The sequence below is a fragment of the Nostocoides sp. genome, assembly GCF_037045025.1.
Lineage (GTDB): Bacteria > Actinomycetota > Actinomycetes > Actinomycetales > Dermatophilaceae > Nostocoides_A.
On sequence record NZ_JBAOHM010000019.1, the window covers coordinates 73,871 to 91,145 of the forward strand.

Sequence of the window (17,275 nt, forward strand, 5' to 3'; positions counted from 1 at the left end):
CAACGACAGCGGGCCGGTCCACTCGATCGTGTCGCGCCGATCGATCACCCTTCAGTGAGCTGACTCCTGCCGGGGCGGGCTAGAGTCACTGGTGGGAAGCCTGCGACGACGAGGACGGTGAGGCCGAGGTGACACGCGTCGGCCCGACCAGCGCCTTTCGTCGCCGCTCCGAACCCTGGGCGGACACCGAGCCGATCCGGGCGGAGATCTTCTCGGCGGAGCGGTTCGAGGAACACGCCCGCTCGCTCGCCGACAGCCACATGGTCCTCGGCAGCACGACCCGGGTCGTGCCGCTGCTCACCCGGCTCAAGCAGGACGCTGCGGCGCTCGGTCGGGCATACGAGGCGATCAGCGAGGATGTCCGGGACGAGCGGGAGATCACGCCCGCCGCCGAGTGGCTGCTGGACAACTTCCACACCGTCGAGGAGAACATCCGCCAGATCCGCCGCGACCTGCCGCCCGACTATTTCCGCCAGCTGCCCAAGCTCGGCCCCGGATTCCTGCAGGGCCACCCCCGGATGTTCGCGATCATGTGGGGCTACGTCGCCCACACCGACAGCCTCCTGGATGCCGAGCTGCTCTCGCGCTATATCCGCGCCTACGAGACCCGCAAGGCGCTCACCCTCGGTGAGCTGTGGGCGGTGGCCATCACCTTGCGGCTGTTGCTCGTCGAGAACCTGCGCCGGGTCGCTGACCGCGTGGTCGGCGCCGGCAAAGACCGTCGGGCCGCCGACCGCGTGGCGGACGGCCTGCTCGGGATCGGTGGCCAACCGGTGGCGCTCACCCAGCTGATCCCCGACCGGGCGTTTGTGCCCAGCCGGGCGTTCGCCGCCCGGCTGCTGCGCCGCCTGAGCGGCCAGCAGCACCCCGAGGCGATCACCTGGCTGCAAAGCCGCTTGGGCGTCGATTCGCTCGAACCGCTCGCCCTGGCCGAGGCCCGGGCGCAGTCGGCGGCGACGGTGACCGTGCGCAACATCTTCACCAGCTTGACGTTGCTGGCGGACATGAACTGGGAGGACTGGCTGGAGTCGGTCAGCCTGATTGAGGAGGAGTTGCGCACCGACGAGGGCTACCAAGGACTCGACTTCCCCACCCGCAACCTCAATCGGTCGGCGATCGAGGACTTGGCCCGCGGATCGGGGCAGGCCGAGATCGACGTCACCCGGGCCGCGCTGCAGTGGGCTCGGCACGGGGTGGACGAACCGGGCCGGGACATCGGATATTGGCTGCTCGATTCCGGCCGCCGCGCGTTTGCCCGCTCGATCGGCTACCACGAGAGTGCCCGCTCGCGCGGGGAGCGATGGCTGCGCCAAGCAGGGCTGCCTGGGTATCTTCTCGCCCTCACCGTGGCCATGGCGACCGTCCTCGGTATGACCTGGTGGTTGGTGACCCGGGTCGCGCCATCTCCCGGGCCGCTGGCCCTGACGCTGCTCGGCGCGCTGAGCGCGGTGGCGTTCAGTGATTGGGCGGTGTCGACGGTCAACTACTGGGCCGCGCGGATCGTCTCGGCTCGGCCGCTGCCGGGGTTGGCCCTGCGCGACGGCGTGCCGCACGACCTGCGCACGCTGGTGGTCATCCCGACGCTGCTGACCTCCATCGATGACATCGATCAGCTCGTCGACCAGTTGCAGGTCCACTATCTCGCCAACCCCGACGGGGAGCTCTACTACGGCTTGGCCACCGACTGGCCGGACGCGCCCGAGAAGGACGCGCCGGGCGACCACGAGTCCTTGGCTCGGGCGCGGGCCGGCATCGCCGCACTGAACACCCGGCACGGCGAGCGTTTCCTGCTCTTCCACCGCGACCGGCGCTTCAACCCCGCCGAAGGCGTGTGGATGGGCTGGGAACGCAAGCGCGGCAAACTCGACGAGCTCAACAAGCTGCTGCGCAGCCAGGACAGCCTGATGTATGTCGCCGAGGGACGCCTGCCCGGCCCGTTCCGCTATGTCATCACCCTCGACAGCGACACCCGCCTGCCGCGGGAGGCAGCACGCCGTCTCGTCGGCAAGATGGCCCACCCGCTCAACCGCGCCCGCCTCGACCACACCGGGCGCAAGGTGGCGCGAGGTTACGGGATCATGCAGCCGCGGGTGACCCCGTCGTTGCCGATGGCCGAGGACAGCTCGCTGCTGCAACGGACCTATTCGACCCAACGCGGCGCCGACCGCTATGCGTTCGCCGTGTCGGATGCCTATCAAGACCTCTTTGAGCAGGGCTCGTTCACCGGTAAGGGCATCTACGACATCGACATCGTCGACCGGACCGTTTCCTCGCGGATCCCCGAGAACCGGGTCCTCAGCCACGACCTGCTCGAGGGCAACTACGCCCGGTCCGGCCTGGTCACCGACGTCGAGGTCGTCGAGGAACATCCGACCTCGTATGCCGTGACCGCCTCCCGCGCCCACCGCTGGGCCCGCGGCGACTGGCAGTTGCTGCCGTGGCTGGTGCGTCCTCGCTCGGGAATCAGCGCCCTCGGACTGTGGAAGATGGCCGACAATGTCCGGCGCAGCCTGGCCAAACCGGCGCAAGTCGCGGCGCTGATCGCCGCCTTGGCGCTGTTGCCGGTCCGGGGGGTCGCCGTCTGGCTCGGGGTTGTTCTGCTCACCTATTTTGCCCCGCACATCCTGCCGGTCCTGCCCCGATTCCTGTTGAACCGCAAGGGGATCACTCGACGCAGTCAGCTGACCGGCGCGCTCAGCGAACTGCGCGACGGACTCCTGGTCGCCGCATTCGATCTCACCTTCCTCGCCCATCAGGCCTGGCTGATGCTCGATGCCGTCGTGCGCACCCTCATCCGCCTGCTTTTCACTCGCCGCCACCTGCTGGAGTGGACGACGGCGGCGGCCGCCGGCAAGGGCGGCAAACGAACCCTCCCCGACTACATCCGCTTGATGGCCGGCGGCACGCTCCTGGCGATCGCAGTCCTCGCCGTCGGCGCCTGGCGAGGCCCCGGCCACCTGGCCCTCGCGATCGTGCCCGGCCTGCTCTGGCTGCTCGCGCCGGCCGTGGCGTGGGCGTCGAGCTGGCCCTCACAGGAGGTCGAGGCGGAGAGCACTCCCCAGGAGCGGGCCGCCTTGCGCTTGGTCGCCCGGCGGACCTGGGCGTTCTTCACCAGCTTCGTCACCGCGGACGACAACCACCTGCCGCCGGACAACTTCCAGGAGGAGCCGCGTCCCACGATCGCCCATCGCACCTCGCCGACCAATGTCGGGCTCTACCTGCTCACCGTGGTCAGCGCCCGGGAGTTCGGGTGGATCGGCCTGGCCGAGGCCGCCGACCGGTGCGAACGAACGCTCGCCACGCTCGCCCGGATGCAACGCTACCGCGGCCACTTCTTCAACTGGATCGACACCCGCAGCCTGGCTCCGCTCGAGCCGCGCTATGTCTCCACGGTCGACAGCGGCAACCTCGCCGGACATCTGCTCACTCTCGCGTGCGCCGTTCGCGGCTGGGCGCAGGCGATCGACGCGGCGCCGGCGTCCCTTTCGCGTGACGGCGTCGCCGATGCGCTGGCGGTCCTCGACTCGGACGCGGAGACGGCCCCCGAGCTGCCGGCGTCGCTGCGGGAGGCCGCCGACGCCGTGGCTGCAACGCTGCACGCGTCCACCGCTGCCGAGGATCCGCTGCAGTCCTGGGTGGCCGTGGAGGAAGCGGCCGCCAACCTCGCCGCCGCGGCGGGTCTCTCCCGCGCCGCCGACGACGGCCCCGAGGTGCGGCCGACGGGCGCGCTTGCCGTCGCCGCTGGGGCCGTCGAGGCCACGGTCACCAGCCTCGGTCGTGATCTGCGACTCGACGACGAAGCACGCACCCGGCTGGCCGGCCGGCTGCGCGCCATCGCCGACCGGGCCGACGACCTGTTCCAACACATGGACTTCACCTTTCTGCGTGACCCGCACCGCAATTTGCTCTCGGTCGGCTATCACGTCCCCACCGGCCGCCTCGACGAGGCGTGCTACGACCTGCTCGCCTCCGAGGCTCGCCTGACCAGCTACGTGGCGGTCATCAAGCGGCATGTGCGGACCCGGCACTGGTTCCTTCTCGGGCGACCGGTCACCGCGGTCCAGGGTGGGGCCGCGCTGCAATCGTGGTCGGGCTCGATGTTCGAGTACCTCATGCCGCCGCTCGTTATGCGGTCCCCGCATCAGAGCCTGCTCGCGCACTCCGACCAGATGGCCGTGCGCCGCCAGATGGACTATGCCCAGCGGCTCGGTATCCCGTGGGGTATCTCCGAGGCGGCCTACAACGCCCGGGATGTTCACTACACCTATCAGTACTCACCGTTCGGGGTCCCCGGGCTCGGCATCGTGCGCGGCCTGGCCGACAACCTCGTGGTCGCGCCCTATGCGACCGGATTGGCCGCGATGGTCTTCCCGAAGGCCGCCGTCGAGAACTATCGCCGGCTGGCCGATCTCGGTGCCCTCGGCCGGTTCGGCTACTACGAATCGGTGGACTTCACCCCCGCGCGAGTCCCCCAAGGCAGCGAGCACGCGGTCGTGCGCTGCTATATGGCCCACCACCAGGGCATGACGATCGTCGCGATCCACAATGCCGTATGTGGCGGGGCCATGCGCGCCCACTTCCACGCCGACCCGCTGGTCCGCTCGGGCGACCTGCTCCTCCAAGAGCGCGCCCAGACCGATGTCCCGGTCAGCCACCCCCGCGGCGAGGAGGGCCGCGCCCAGGTCGTGCGTGACCACGCCGCACCCGAGGAGCGCGTGTTCAGCGGGGCCGCGGCATACGCTCCCGCGGTCCAGCACCTGTCCAACGGACGGTTGAGCCTGACCCTGACTCCCTCCGGCGGTGGTCAGCTGCGCTGGCAGGGCTTGGCCATCACCCGGTGGCATCCCGACCCGAGCACGGAGGAGGCGGGGGACCACATCTTCTTGCGGGATTTCGCCACCGGCGAGTCCTGGTCGGCGACCCCGCTCCCCCTGGTCGGCTCCCCGTCCAGCTGCGAGACCCGGATGGCCGACGACACGGTGTCGTATGTCCGCCAGCACAACCGGTTCGCCACCCACCTCGACTACCACATCTCACCCGAAGCCGATGCGATGGTGCGCCGGCTGACGATCCGCAACCGGCAGCGCAAGGAACGCCGGCTAACCGTGCTCAGCTATGCGGAGCTGGCGCTGGCGCCGATCCTGGATGACGACGCCCATCCGGTGTTCTCGCGGATGTTCGTCACCACCGAGTTCCTGCCCGACCGATCGGCGATCATCGCCCACCGTCGGCGTCGCTCACCGCACGATCAGCAGGTCTGGGCCGCCCACGTGCTCCAGGTCGAAGACGGTGCCGGGCTGGGCCGGCCCACGGCCGAGACCGACCGAGCCGCCTTCCTCGGCCGTGGCAACACCATCCGCGAGGCCGCCCAAGTTCACGGCCAGGGGCCGCTGCGCGCGACGACCGGCCACGTCCTCGACGCGATCTTCTCGCTGCGCCAACGGGTGCGGGTGCCCGGTGACGGGGAGACCCGCGTGCTGTTCTGGACCTTCGTCGCCGAGAGCCGCGAGCGGCTGCTCGCGCTCATCGATGCCCACCAGGGTGCCCAGGCTCATCAGCGGCTGGCGATGCTCGCCTGGACCCAGAGCCAGGTCGAGCTGCGCGACCTCGGCATCACCCCCCGCGAGGCGATGAGCTTCCAAACGCTTGCCGGCCACATCACCTATCCGACCGGGGCGCTGCGGCCGCCCGCGGCGAGCCTGCAAGAGGACACTGCCAGCCAAAGCGGGTTGTGGCCGTTAGGGGTCTCCGGGGACCTGCCGATCGCCCTGGTGCGCATCGACCGCATCGAGGACCTGCCGGTGATCCAGCAGCTGATCCGCGCCTTCGAATACTGGCGGATCCGGCGCTTTGCCGTCGACCTCGTCCTGCTCAACCGCGAACCGACGTCCTATCGCGACGAGCTGCATCACGCCCTGGAACGGTTGGCCGGCTCGATCCGCGCCCGCACGGGTGCCCGGGATTCCACGGGACGGATCTATGTGCTGCGCGTCGACCAGACCGAGGCGCGCACTCTGCGCGGGCTGGCCGCGGCCGCGGCGGTTGTCCTGGACGCCTCCGCCGGTGACCTCGGTGCCCAGCTGCGCGCCGTCGCCGCCCCGGTGATCACACCGCAGCGACCCGCTTCCCCGGCACCGGCCCCGCTGGACGCCACCGAGCGTCCGGGCCTGGAATACGACAACGGGCACGGCGGCTTCGCCTCCGGCGGCCGCGAGTACTGCACGGTGATCGAGGAGGGCCGGCCCACCCCGGCGCCGTGGAGCAATATCGTCGCCAACGAGAATTTCGGCTTCGTCGCGACCGCCGAGGGCGCCGGCTCGACGTGGTGGCGCAACAGCCGCGACAACCAGTTGACCTCGTGGCGCAACGACCCGGTCAGCGCCCTCCCGTCCGAGGTCGTCTACGTCAAGGACGAGATCTCCGGCCGGATCGCGACCCCAACCGCAGCGCCGATCGACACCGGCCGCCACCTGTGTTGGCACGGGTTCGGCTACACCGCTTACATCCATCAGAACGACGATGTCCGCCTCGACCTGCTCCAGTTCGTCGCCGGCGATGACCCGGTCAAGGTCTCCCGGCTGCGCGTGACCAATGTCACCGACCGCACCCGGACCTACATCGTCACGACCTATCACGAGAGCGTGCTCGGCCTTAACCGGCAGCAGACCTGGCGCCGCCAGATCACCTCGGTCGACCCGCAGACCGGCGCCCTGATCGTGCGCAACCCGTGGAGCCTGCAGTATGCCGATCAGGTCGCCTTCGTCGATTTGTGCGGCGCCCAGGAGTCGCTGACCGGCGATCGCCGCGAGTTCCTCGGCGTTCAGGGCTCGCTGCGGGAGCCGGCGGCGGTGCGCTCCGATGCCCCCCTGTCCGGGCGCGTCGGCGCGGGACTGGACCCGTGCGCCGCCCTGAGGACCCGGCTGACGTTGGACCCGGGCGCGAGCGCGGACGTGCGGATCCTGCTGGGAGCGGCATACGACATCGAGCAGGCGCGCGAGCTGATCCGCCGCCACCGCGACGCCCCGCCGATCGCGGCCCTCGATGCGGTCAAGTCGGCGTGGGCTGACACGCTCGACCGCGTCGTCGTCCGGGTGCCGGACCGGGCCTTCGAGCTGATGATGGGGGGCTGGCTGCTCTACCAGACGCTGGCCAGCCGGATGCTTGCCCGCACCGGCTACTACCAGGCCAGCGGCGCCTACGGCTTCCGCGACCAGCTGCAGGACGGCATGGCGGTCGTCCTCGTCGACCCCGCGATGGCCCGTAGTCACCTGATTCGCGCGGCCGGCCGCCAGTTCCCCGAGGGCGACGTGCAGCACTGGTGGCTGCCCGCCGACGGCTCCGGCATCCGCACCCGCATGAGTGATGACGTCGTCTGGCTCGCCCACGCGGTCGCCCGCTATGTGACCGTGACCGCGGACGTGGGGGTGCTCGATGTCGAGATCCCGTGGCTGGAGGGTCGGGCCCTCGAACCCCACGAGGGCGAAGCCTTCTTCACCCCGGGAACCAGCGAGCACACCGCCACGCTCTACGACCACTGCACCCGTGGCCTGGAGCGGGCCTTCACGATGGGCAGCCACGGGCTGCCGCTGATGGGCACCGGCGACTGGAACGACGGGATGAACCGGGTCGGTGCAGACGGCCGGGGCGAGAGCGTGTGGCTCGGCTGGTTCCTCCTGCAGACCCTCTCGGTCTTCTTGCCGATCGCCGAAGGCCGGCGCGATCACGCCTTCGTGGCCCGCAGCCGGATGGCGGCCGAGGAGTTGCGCCAGGCGCTGGAACGCGAGGCGTGGGACGGTGCCTGGTATCGGCGCGGCTACTTCGACGACGGCACCCCGCTCGGCTCCAGGACCCGCCCGGAGTGCCAAATCGACTCGATCGCCCAGAGCTGGGCGGTGTTGTCCGGTCAGGCCCAACCCGACCGGGAAACCCGGGCGCTCCGCTCGGTGGAGGAGCGGCTGATCGTCCGGGACCCGGGCATCGCCCGGCTGTTCACGCCCCCCTTCGATACCTCCGAGCCCGACCCCGGATACCTGCGCTCCTACCCACCGGGAATCCGCGAGAACGGCGGCCAGTACACCCACGGAGCGACGTGGCTGATCTTCGCCTACGCCCGGCTGGGCGAGCAGGAGCGCGCCGGCGATCTGTTCGCCCTGATCAACCCGGTCAACCACGCGCGCACTCTCGAGGAGGCGGCCACCTACCGGGTCGAGCCGTATGTCGTGGCGGCCGACGTCTATTCCGTCGAGCCGCACGTCGGACGTGGCGGCTGGACCTGGTATACCGGGTCCAGCGGGTGGCTCTACCGCGCCGGGTTGGAGGCCATCCTCGGGCTGCAGCGCCGGGGCGACACCCTCGATATCCATCCGTGCGTTCCACCGCAGTGGCCCTGGGCGCGCGTGGAGTACCGCCACGGCGGAACGACCTACACCATCCACTACGACATGGAGCCGCGCGAGGCCGTGCCCGGCTCGACCCGCCGCCTGACCGCGACCTGGGTCGACGGCGTCCGACTGCCCGATCCCCACCATCTGGCGCTCGATGACGACGGTGGCGCGCACGAGGTCCGCCTGACCCTCAAGGTCGTCGATCCCGCCGGGTGACGGCCGATCGCGGGGGGCCCGCCACGGGGGTCCGGCATCGAGGGGTATGATGGGCGGCCGGGTCCGGCGGTCAGTACGTTCCGGACCTCACCGGGGGGGTGAGAGCCAGGTGCCCGGTCCCACGGGGCACCGGGTGAACTTAACCGTGACGAGTGCACCTAAGGAGGCGCAGGTGAGCGCAGCGCTTGATGCTGGGCTCGCGGCAGCCGGCGCGCGCCCGGTTGCCCGGGGCCGCCGAGCGTTGGACACCGGCGGCCTAGGCGCCGCGCTCGGGCTTTGTTGGGTGGTCGCTGCCTGCGTGGCAACGCTGGGCGGTGCCGCTCGACTCATGCTGGTCGGCTTTCCCCTCGGAGCGGCCCTCATCGCGCTGGGTCTGCTCGCCTTGCGCCGGTGGAATGCCTATCTCGCCTTTGCGATCGTGATGTGGCTGACGACCAACGAGGTGCGCCGGTTCGTCGACTGGAAGAGCGTTTATCACGAGCAGAACCCCATCTTGTTGACGGCCACCGTGGTCAGCATCCTGTCGTTGCCCTGGGGACTGCTGTATCGTCGGCGAGTTCGCAAGGAGATCTACAACCTGGTCTCGGTCGTCATGGCGGTCGGCGCCTACGGCTTGCTGGTCGGGATCGTCCGCAACGGCTTCCTGCCGGCCATCGCCGACTCCCTGTATCTGCTCGGGCCGCTCAGCCTCGGCCTATTCGTCCTGAAGGTGATGACCGACGACGAGGCGCTGCGCCGTGTGCTGCGCGGCACGGCGGTGTGGGGGTGTCTCGGGCTGGGCGCCTATGGGCTGATCCAGTTCCTCGTCCTGCCACCGTGGGACCTCGCGTGGATGCTCGGCTCCGAGATCAGCAGCATCGGCGCACCCCGCCCGGGCGAGTTCCGGACCTTCAGCACCCTGACCACCACCGGGCCGCTCGGCCAGGTGCTCGCGGCCCTGCTCCTCATCCTTGTCTCCGAGCGCCGCGTTCCGCGCCAGTTCATTGCCGCGGCCGTCGGGATGGTCTGCCTCGGCACCACCTTGGTGCGCGCCGGCTGGATCGGCCTCGCGCTCGGCATGGTGTTGCTCTTCGTTCTCGGCCGGACCAAGATTCTGCGGATGGGCGCCGTCTTGGCGGCCCTGCTCGCCGGGCTGATCGTGCTCGGCGGTCCGATCATCGGGCGGATGGCGGAGCGCGCCAACAACACGACCAGCCAAACTACCGAGGACATCAGCCTGCAGAAGCGGATCGAGTTCCAGACCCGCATCGCGCCTACCGTCCTTAGCGATCCGATCGGGTTGGGCTTCGGCGCCACCGGCCGAGTGAGCAACCTGAACGCCTCTGACTTCACCGATCCGCACTTCCGCAACTTCGATTCCGGCATCTTCGAGACACTGGCGCGCTTTGGCGTCATTGCCGGACTGCTCTACCTCGGCGCCATCATCACGGCCACCGCCAAGGCGGTGCGTCGCGCTCGTCGAACCGAGCTGACCGACACCTGCCTAGCCGCCGCGGCCCTGGCGCTGACCTTCGGAATCATCTTCACCGACACCAGCCAGGCCATCTATGGCATGGTGTTGTGGCTGTGTCTGGCCACCCTGGGCCGGGTGCCGCAGTCCGGCGGCCGCGCGTGAGTTCATCCCGACCCCGGGTCGCCTTCGTCGACCACGTCGCTCAGATCTCCGGCGGGGAGATCGCCTTGCTCCGCCTGATCGAGGCCCTCGGTGCGCGAGCCGAAGTCCACGTGATCCTCGGCGAGGACGGTCCGCTCGCCCCGGAACTGGAGCGGCACGGTGCCACCGTCCACCTGCTCCCGATGAATCCCTCGCTGCGCGACACCCGCAAGGAGACCATGCGGCCCGGGGCCTTCCGGCTAGCCGGGCTGAGCGAGGCCGCGGCATACGTGCGCCGGCTGCGCCGCCTGCTCGTCGACATCGGCCCCGACGTGGTGCACACCAACTCGCTGAAGTCCGCGCTCGTCGGCGGCGTCGCCGCCAAGAGCGTCCGGCTGCCGGTGCTCTGGCACGTCCGCGACCGGATCAGCCCCGACTATCTGCCCACGCCGGCGGTCTGGATGGTGCGGGCCCTCTCTCGGGTCGTCCCCGACCAGATCCTGGTCAACTCCCGCGCCACCGCAGCCACGGTCCCCGCCGCGAGCACCGTGGTCTATGACGCCGTGCCCGCCGCCCCCCCACACCACCACCGCACCGAGGAGGGGCCGGTGATCTTGGGCATGGTGGGACGGCTGGCGCCGTGGAAGGGGCAAGACGTCTTCGTGCGAGCGCTGGCACTAGCTCGCCGCGATCACGACCTGCGGGCCCGGCTGATCGGGTCGGCGATGTTCGGCGAGGACGCCTACGAGGCGTCCCTGCACGACCTGTGCGCCGAACTCGGCATCGCCGACATCGTCGACTTCCGCGGCTTTTGCAGCGACATCTGGGCCGAGTTGGCCGAGATCGACGTCCTTGTGCACGCGTCGGTGACACCCGAACCATTCGGTCAGGTAGTGATCGAAGGTATGGCGGCGGGCGTCGCGGTCATCGCGGCGGACGCCGGCGGGCCCGCCGAGGTAGTGACGCCAGGACACGACGGGCTGCTCGTCGCCCCGGGCGACGTGGCCGGTCTTGCCGCGGCCATCGGCAAACTCGCCGGCGACCCGGGTTTGCGTGCGCAGCTTGCCGCCGAGGGCCGGCGAACCAGTGCCGAATACGACCCGCAGACCGTCGCCACCGCGGTCCTTGCGGCATACGAGAAACTGCGTGGCCGCCCCGGTCTGGCGGCACGCCTAAAGCAACGCTCGCGTCAAGCCATAGATTCGAAGGCGGTACCCTAATGCGTCGGGATTCAGCCGATGTTCTTGCAAACGATCAGCGCCATGGGGTGACAGTGGAAGAACCAGGGGTCGTTCTCGACCACCGACGTCAATTGAACTTGCTGCGTCGCAACCTGTGGTTGATCGCATTGCTCGCCCTGCTCGGGGCGCTTTATCCGGCGATCAAGGCCGTGCAGAACGGTGTTCCGCAGGTCGCGACCACGCAAATCCTCGTGGGCGAGCCGGTGACCCTGCCCTATGCCACCACCGGCTTGGCCCCGGCTACGCAGCGCGACACCAGCCGCATCGTCGACGCCGAGCAGCGCCGGATGGAAAGCGACAATGTCGCCAAGGCGGTGGAGGCCACGCTGCCGGCCGGGCACGCCAGCTACGACACCCGATTCAGCTCAAGCGTCGCGACGACCAACATCGTCAGCGTGAGCGTCACCTCCAGCGACGCGGATGTCGCCAGGAAGGTCGCCGACGGCATTGGCAAGGAATACATCGCCTCGCTCTCGAGGTACAACACCGACGTCCTCGATGCGGCCGAGAAGAAGCTCTCCGACGACATCGAAGGCTACGGAGAACAGCTGGACACGTTGCAGAAGGCGCTGTCCTCGGCGGACGCCGATTCGCTTCCCCAAGTCCAGGCGGTCGTCGCACCCCAGCGTCAGACCCTCCTCAATGAGCGCGAGGCCGCCCAGGAGCGGCTCAACAGCGTCGGCCTGGTCAAGTCCGTGGGGACGCTCGGTGGAGCGCAGGTGATCCAGGAGGCCGACGTCGCGCCGTCGCTGATGGCAGTGGCAACGCCGATCCTGACGGGTTTGTTGCTTGGCGCCTTCCTCGGCCTGATCCTGGTGTGGATCCGCGAGGGCCTCGCGGGCCGGATCGTCGACGCCACCGACCTGGACTCCGCCGGTGTCCAGCCCAGCGCGGTGTGGCCGGCCGGCCTCGACCTGCCGGGCCCCAAGACCGCCTTCCTGCCCGAGGTGCCGCGCACGGACGTGCCCGAGGTGCGGGCCCTCGCCGCGGCGATGTGGCCGACGCTGCTGCGCAAGGGAGAGGAGCACAATGTCACGTTAATCGCGCCGCTGACCGGACAATCGGTGGCGCCGTTGACTCTGGCTGTCTGGCTGGCCCGCGAACTCGACGGGATGGGCCACCGTGTCGCCGTCGTCAACGCCGACTCGGCCGCCCAGTCCGCCCGCTCGGCGCTGACCAATCTGACCGTGCAGGCCGGCTCAAGCGTCGGCGGGGTCGGCATCTCCACCGGCCAGTTCGGTGAGGTCCTCGTCGTCGACGCCGGCGCCTCCGAGGCCGTCGTCGGGGCACCGGCGTTCAGCACCGTCCTGGAACAGGTTGGCCGCGAGCGGGAGATCGTCATCGTCGTCGGTCCCGCTCTCGCCTCCCAGGCCGGCAGCATCCAGGTTGCCCCCTTCGTCGACCGGACGATCTTGCTGATCAAGTCCGGTTCCACGCGGCGCGCCTATGCCAAGAAGGTCATGGACGAGTTGCGCGGCTACGCCTCGACGCTGCCCGTGCTGGCGCATCCCGACGTGCTGATCTATCGCGTCAAGAGCGTCCGGCCGCGCACCCCGGTTCCCGAGCCGACGCCAGCGAGCGCGAGCGCTCCGGCCGCCACGGAGAACACGGTCACGACGCCCGCGCTGCAGTGAGCATCGGGCCTGGCGACAAGCGCGACCCGGTCGTGCTGATCGCGCACGATTACGTGACCCAACGCGGAGGCGCCGAGCGGGTTGTCCTGTCCCTGCTCGACGCCTTCCCCGGCTCGGAGCTGGTGACCAGCGTCTATGCGCCCGAAGCGACCTTTCCGGAGTTCGCCAACTACCGCATCCACCGGCTGTGGCCGGGCCGGCTCGGGGTCTTCCGCAAGGACCCGCGCCGGGCCATGCCGGCGCTCGCGTCCGCCTTCGGTTTTGCCAGGCCACCGCGGGCCGATGTCGTCATCTGCTCCTCCTCCGGGTGGGCGCACGGACTCAACACCGACGCCCCCAAGATCATCTATTGCCACACGCCGGCGCGCTGGCTCTACCAGCTTGAGGATTACCTTCCCGAGATCCCCAAGCCGGCGCGGCTGCCGGTGCGGGCGTTGCTGCCCTTCCTGCGACGCTGGGACCGCAAGGCGGCCAAGGAGGCGGCGGTCTACATCGCCAACTCCTCGATCGTGCGAGATCGCATCCGCCGCTCCTACGGACGGGACGCCGAGGTGATCAACCCGCCCGTCGTCATCGATGTCGACGGCGAGCAGGAGCCGATCCCTGGGGTTGAGCCCGGCTACCTGTTGTGCGTCAGCCGTGCCCGCGGCTACAAGAATGTCACCGCGATCTGCCAGGCCGTTGCCGACTCCCCCGGGGAACGGCTCGTCGTCGTGGGACCGCTGCCCCCGGACGCAGTCACCGACGCGGAGGCGGCACAGCGGGTCACCGCCGTTTCCCGGCTGAGCGATGCCCAGATGCGCTGGGTCTATTCCAATGCTGCGGCCTTGATCGCCGTCAGCCGGGAGGACTTCGGCCTGACGCCCATCGAGGCCTATGCCTTCGGCACGCCCGCCATCCTGCTCGGGGCCTACGGCTATCTCGACTCGAGCATCGACGGCACCACGTGTGTTTTTGTTCCCTCCGGTGACACGGCGGCGATCAAGGATGGCATCACGCGCTTTCGCGCGACGCATTTCGACCCCGAGGTCCTTAAGGCGCACGCCGAGACCTTCTCCGAGGCGCACTTCCACGAGAAGCTGCGCCGCATCGTCGATGATGTCCTCACGGCTGGCTCGACGTCCCGTTAGCCCGTCCACGCCCGAGCGTGCGGCGCACGCCGCGGCCGCGGCTTTGGGTGTCGACCCCAGCACCTTGGCCCGACAGGCGCAGGGATCGACCAGCGCTGTCTTTGCCGGCGCGCAGGTGGTGCTCATCGTGGCGCCCGCGTATGCCGATCTGGCCGCGGTGAGCGCCAAGGTCGCCCTGGCCGCGGCGCTCGCTGAGCGGTGCGCGTTCGTCCGCCCGCTGTGGTCGGGGCCGCAGCGGTTTGCCGGGGCCCTGGTCAGCGCCTGGGAGCGCATCCCGGTGGTGGAGCCGGTCGATTGGGAAGCCGCAGGCGCCGCCGTCCGATCGCTGCACGCGGTTGCCGTGGACGATCTCGAGCAGAGCGTGCCGATCCGCTTGCCTACGGTCGTGGACTGCGCCGATATCGTGACGGGCATCGAGCGCCTCACGGCGACCGGCCGGGTGCGCCCGCGAATGGCCGCAACGCTGGCCGCCGTGGCGCGCCGCCTGGATGGCGAGCTCGGCGACACCGATCCGCGGCGCGGTGTCGTGCACGGCGATCTCCACCGCCCCAACCTGCTGACCGGCCCGGCTCGGGTGGTCCTGTGCGACACCGACGAGATCGCCGTCGGCTCGCCCGCCTACGACCTCGGCTTCCTTACCGACCCGGCGCGGCCGTCACTGCCGGAGGCCGGCAGACGCGCCTTCGAGTCGGGATACCGTGGTCCGCTGCCCAGCACAGGGCACGCTCGCAGCCTCGCCCGGGCAGCCCACTTGCGCCGGACGGTGGCAGTGCTGGAGCGCCCGGCCGGCCCGCGGGAGCGCTACTTCAACGCCGCCCGCCTCGGCGCGTGGAGCGCCATGCTCGCCGACTGGGACCTCGACCTCGTCCCGGTCGTGGTCCAGCCGCGCGCTCGACAGGCGGCCCTGGCCGCCCGTGGATTCACCGGGCTCGGGCGCTGAGGCCGGCACCCGGTTATCGGCGCACGCGCCCTCGCCCACCCCACCCGCGAAGATCGCGACCGAGCAGCTCGCCCAGCTGGGCGATGTCGTCACCGAAGCGCTGATCGAGGATCTTGCGGTCCTCCTCGTTCAGGTCGCGACGCTTGAGATTCCACGACGCCACGCGCTGGGCGATCGCCGTTCCGGCTTCATACGGGATGACCCGCTTGAGCGCGTTCTTGACCGGATTGCGTTGCGTCAGCAGATGGTTGAGCGCGCGGAAGCGGGGATTCCCCGACGGGTTCATGACCCGCTCGCTCGCGATATCGACGTTGCGCACCCCGAGGAAGGAAAAGATCCCGGCCAGCGTCTCGTCGGTGCGCTCCACCAGATCCTCATAAAGGACGATATGCAGTTGCCCGCGGGGCACCACCTCGAGGGCGGCGCCAACCTGCTTGCCATAGAGCGACATCGACTCATAGAAGAAGCCCGGCGACCAATGCGCCGCGACCCTCTCCGACTCCAGCTCAAAGGCGGTCAAGAAGTTCTCGACCGGCTCACGTCCGTCGCGCATCATATGTGACCACGCCGAAAAGCTGCGCTCGGCGGGATCGCGCAGCACGGCGATGAACTTCATCTGCCCATCGAAATCGAGCGCATTGCGCAATGCCTTGGGGTCGCTCAAATAGTAGACCGACGCCTCGCCACGCATCGCCGCGCTCGCTCCAGCGGAGAAGCACGCGAGATAGCGCTCCCGGTCACTGATGATCAGCGGCACAAACTCCTCCTGATCGCGCGGGCCGCGATAATCCGGGGCGCCATCGGGGAAGAGGAAGTAGTGGCTCTCCTTCTCGCGGGCAAAAAAGATGTCCGGGTGTTGGCGCAGGTAGTAGCTCAGTGACGTCGTGCCGGACTTGGCGGCGCCGACGACCAGGAAGTTCGGGCCGTGAGGTTCTGGTGTGTTCATCGTGCTCACTCCTCGAAGAGTGCCTTGGGCGCCACCGCGGGACGCAGCCACGACGAAAGGTCTCGGTCGATGAGGGATTGCAACAGTTCGATGTCTTCGCGATAGACACCGATCAGATCGGCGCGCACACTCGCGGAGACGGTTTCACGTTTCAAACCGCTCGCCAGCAGCGAATCGACGCCCCGCTGCAGTCGCTCCGGAACAATCGGCTTTGCCCACGGACGCGAGACCCGTCTCAGCTTGTAGGCCAGGGCAACGGCGGCATTTCGAGGGCGCCCGGACACGTTGAGTTGGCTCATCAGTTCGGCGGCGTCGGGCAGCGGGTCGACGCCGAGGAAGTGACACACCTCGTCGAGCTTTTCGCCGGCGCCGACCCGCAAGTCCTCGTTGAGGATCACCTTGACCTGGTCCTTGCCGAAGGTCTCGAAATACGGCTTGAGTTGACGGCCGTAAAAGCCGGTCATGACGTATTGCGACCCCGGCTCGACCCCGGGCGCGCGCTTGATTGCCTCGGCGAAGGTGGCCCGCTCCAGGCTGTCGCGCACGAAGGCTTGGTAGTCGGAGAATGCCCGCTCGATGGGGTTGCGCAAGATGGCAAGCAGCTTGGCGTTCGGCAACTCGGCCGCGATGCGGCCGCTTGCATACGGCGAACGCATGTATTCGGGCGAGCACTCGCCGATCACCGCGCCGGGGGGCGCCTCCTCGAAGAGCGATTCATACTGCGCCCGCGTGCGGGTGCGGTGGCGCTTGTAGACCGAGGTGCGGTCGACTTCGGGCCGCGCCGAGCCACCCTCGTCGGCGTGCTCGTAGGCGAAAAAGTTCGGCTCCTGCAGCCAGGGCATGAAGATCTGTGGATGGGCGCCGAGGAACTGAGCCAGCGACGTCGTCCCCGACTTGAAGGCCCCAATGACGAGGAAGTCAGGCAGTCGGCCCAATCTGGCTCTCCTGTTCGTGAGATGTCTGCGGCTCACCCAATCACGCCCCCGGCGTCCCTCGGCGCGCAGGTCGGCCTGGGGGACGAAGTTGACACATTAACGGAACCATGGTCATGCTAACCGTCACCACCACAGTACGTTACGGCCGGGCCCTTCCAGAAACCGTCGCTGACCGCGGTCAGCCGGGGCCCGCGACCGAGGGCGGCGCCCGGCCGCTAACGACGAGGTTGGGCATTCCCGAGCCCGGCCGCGATA

8 protein-coding genes are annotated in these 17,275 nt (G+C 69.4%); 6 read left to right on the forward strand and 2 right to left on the reverse strand.

Annotation, left to right across the window (positions count from 1 at the left end):
- Positions 1-128 precede the first annotated feature (128 nt).
- The 6 genes from V9G19_RS27440 to V9G19_RS27465 all read left to right on the forward strand — a co-directional run bounded on the left by V9G19_RS27440 (position 129) and on the right by V9G19_RS27465 (position 15,139).
- Positions 129-8,600: a GH36-type glycosyl hydrolase domain-containing protein gene (locus V9G19_RS27440; RefSeq protein WP_462288552.1), complete on the forward strand. Its 8,472-nt coding sequence runs from the start codon at positions 129-131 to the stop codon at positions 8,598-8,600.
- A gap of 172 nt (positions 8,601-8,772) precedes the next feature.
- A complete protein-coding gene (locus V9G19_RS27445) occupies positions 8,773-10,215 on the forward strand; it encodes an O-antigen ligase family protein (protein ID WP_462288553.1) in 1,443 nt (480 codons plus the stop codon).
- Positions 10,212-11,414, forward strand: coding sequence for a glycosyltransferase (locus V9G19_RS27450; protein WP_462288554.1), 1,203 nt, complete (start codon positions 10,212-10,214; stop codon positions 11,412-11,414). The genes V9G19_RS27445 and V9G19_RS27450 overlap by 4 nt, the downstream gene beginning before the upstream one ends.
- 92 nt (positions 11,415-11,506) lie before the next feature.
- Entirely contained in the window at positions 11,507-13,069 is a 1,563-nt protein-coding gene (locus V9G19_RS27455) for a P-loop NTPase family protein (protein ID WP_462288555.1), read from the forward strand.
- The gene (locus tag V9G19_RS27460; protein ID WP_462288556.1) at positions 13,066-14,199 is read left to right on the forward strand and encodes a glycosyltransferase; all 1,134 of its coding nucleotides are present in this window, start codon (positions 13,066-13,068) and stop codon (positions 14,197-14,199) included. Before V9G19_RS27455 ends, V9G19_RS27460 begins: the two co-directional genes overlap by 4 nt.
- Positions 14,168-15,139, forward strand: a complete 972-nt coding sequence (locus tag V9G19_RS27465; protein WP_462288557.1) for a phosphotransferase — start codon at positions 14,168-14,170, stop codon at positions 15,137-15,139. The genes V9G19_RS27460 and V9G19_RS27465 overlap by 32 nt, the downstream gene beginning before the upstream one ends.
- Positions 15,140-15,152: 13 nt before the next feature.
- Here the strand turns inward: V9G19_RS27465 and V9G19_RS27470 are convergent, their stop codons facing one another.
- Both V9G19_RS27470 and V9G19_RS27475 read right to left on the reverse strand, forming a co-directional pair.
- Complete coding sequence (locus V9G19_RS27470) at positions 15,153-16,085, reverse strand: sulfotransferase family protein (protein WP_462288558.1); 933 nt, start codon at positions 16,083-16,085, stop codon at positions 15,153-15,155.
- Between the two features lie 5 nt (positions 16,086-16,090).
- Positions 16,091-17,020: a sulfotransferase family protein gene (locus V9G19_RS27475; RefSeq protein WP_462288559.1), complete on the reverse strand. Its 930-nt coding sequence runs from the start codon at positions 17,018-17,020 to the stop codon at positions 16,091-16,093.
- Positions 17,021-17,275: the final 255 nt, after the last annotated feature.

What these genes read in the sequence shown, in the direction of transcription:
- V9G19_RS27465 (WP_462288557.1), top strand. Translation starts at nt 14,168, where the DNA reads ATGTCCTCACGGCTGGCTCGACGTCCCGTTAGCCCGTCCACGCCCGAG.
- V9G19_RS27470 (WP_462288558.1), bottom strand. Translation starts at nt 16,085, where the DNA reads ATGAACACACCAGAACCTCACGGCCCGAACTTCCTGGTCGTCGGCGCC.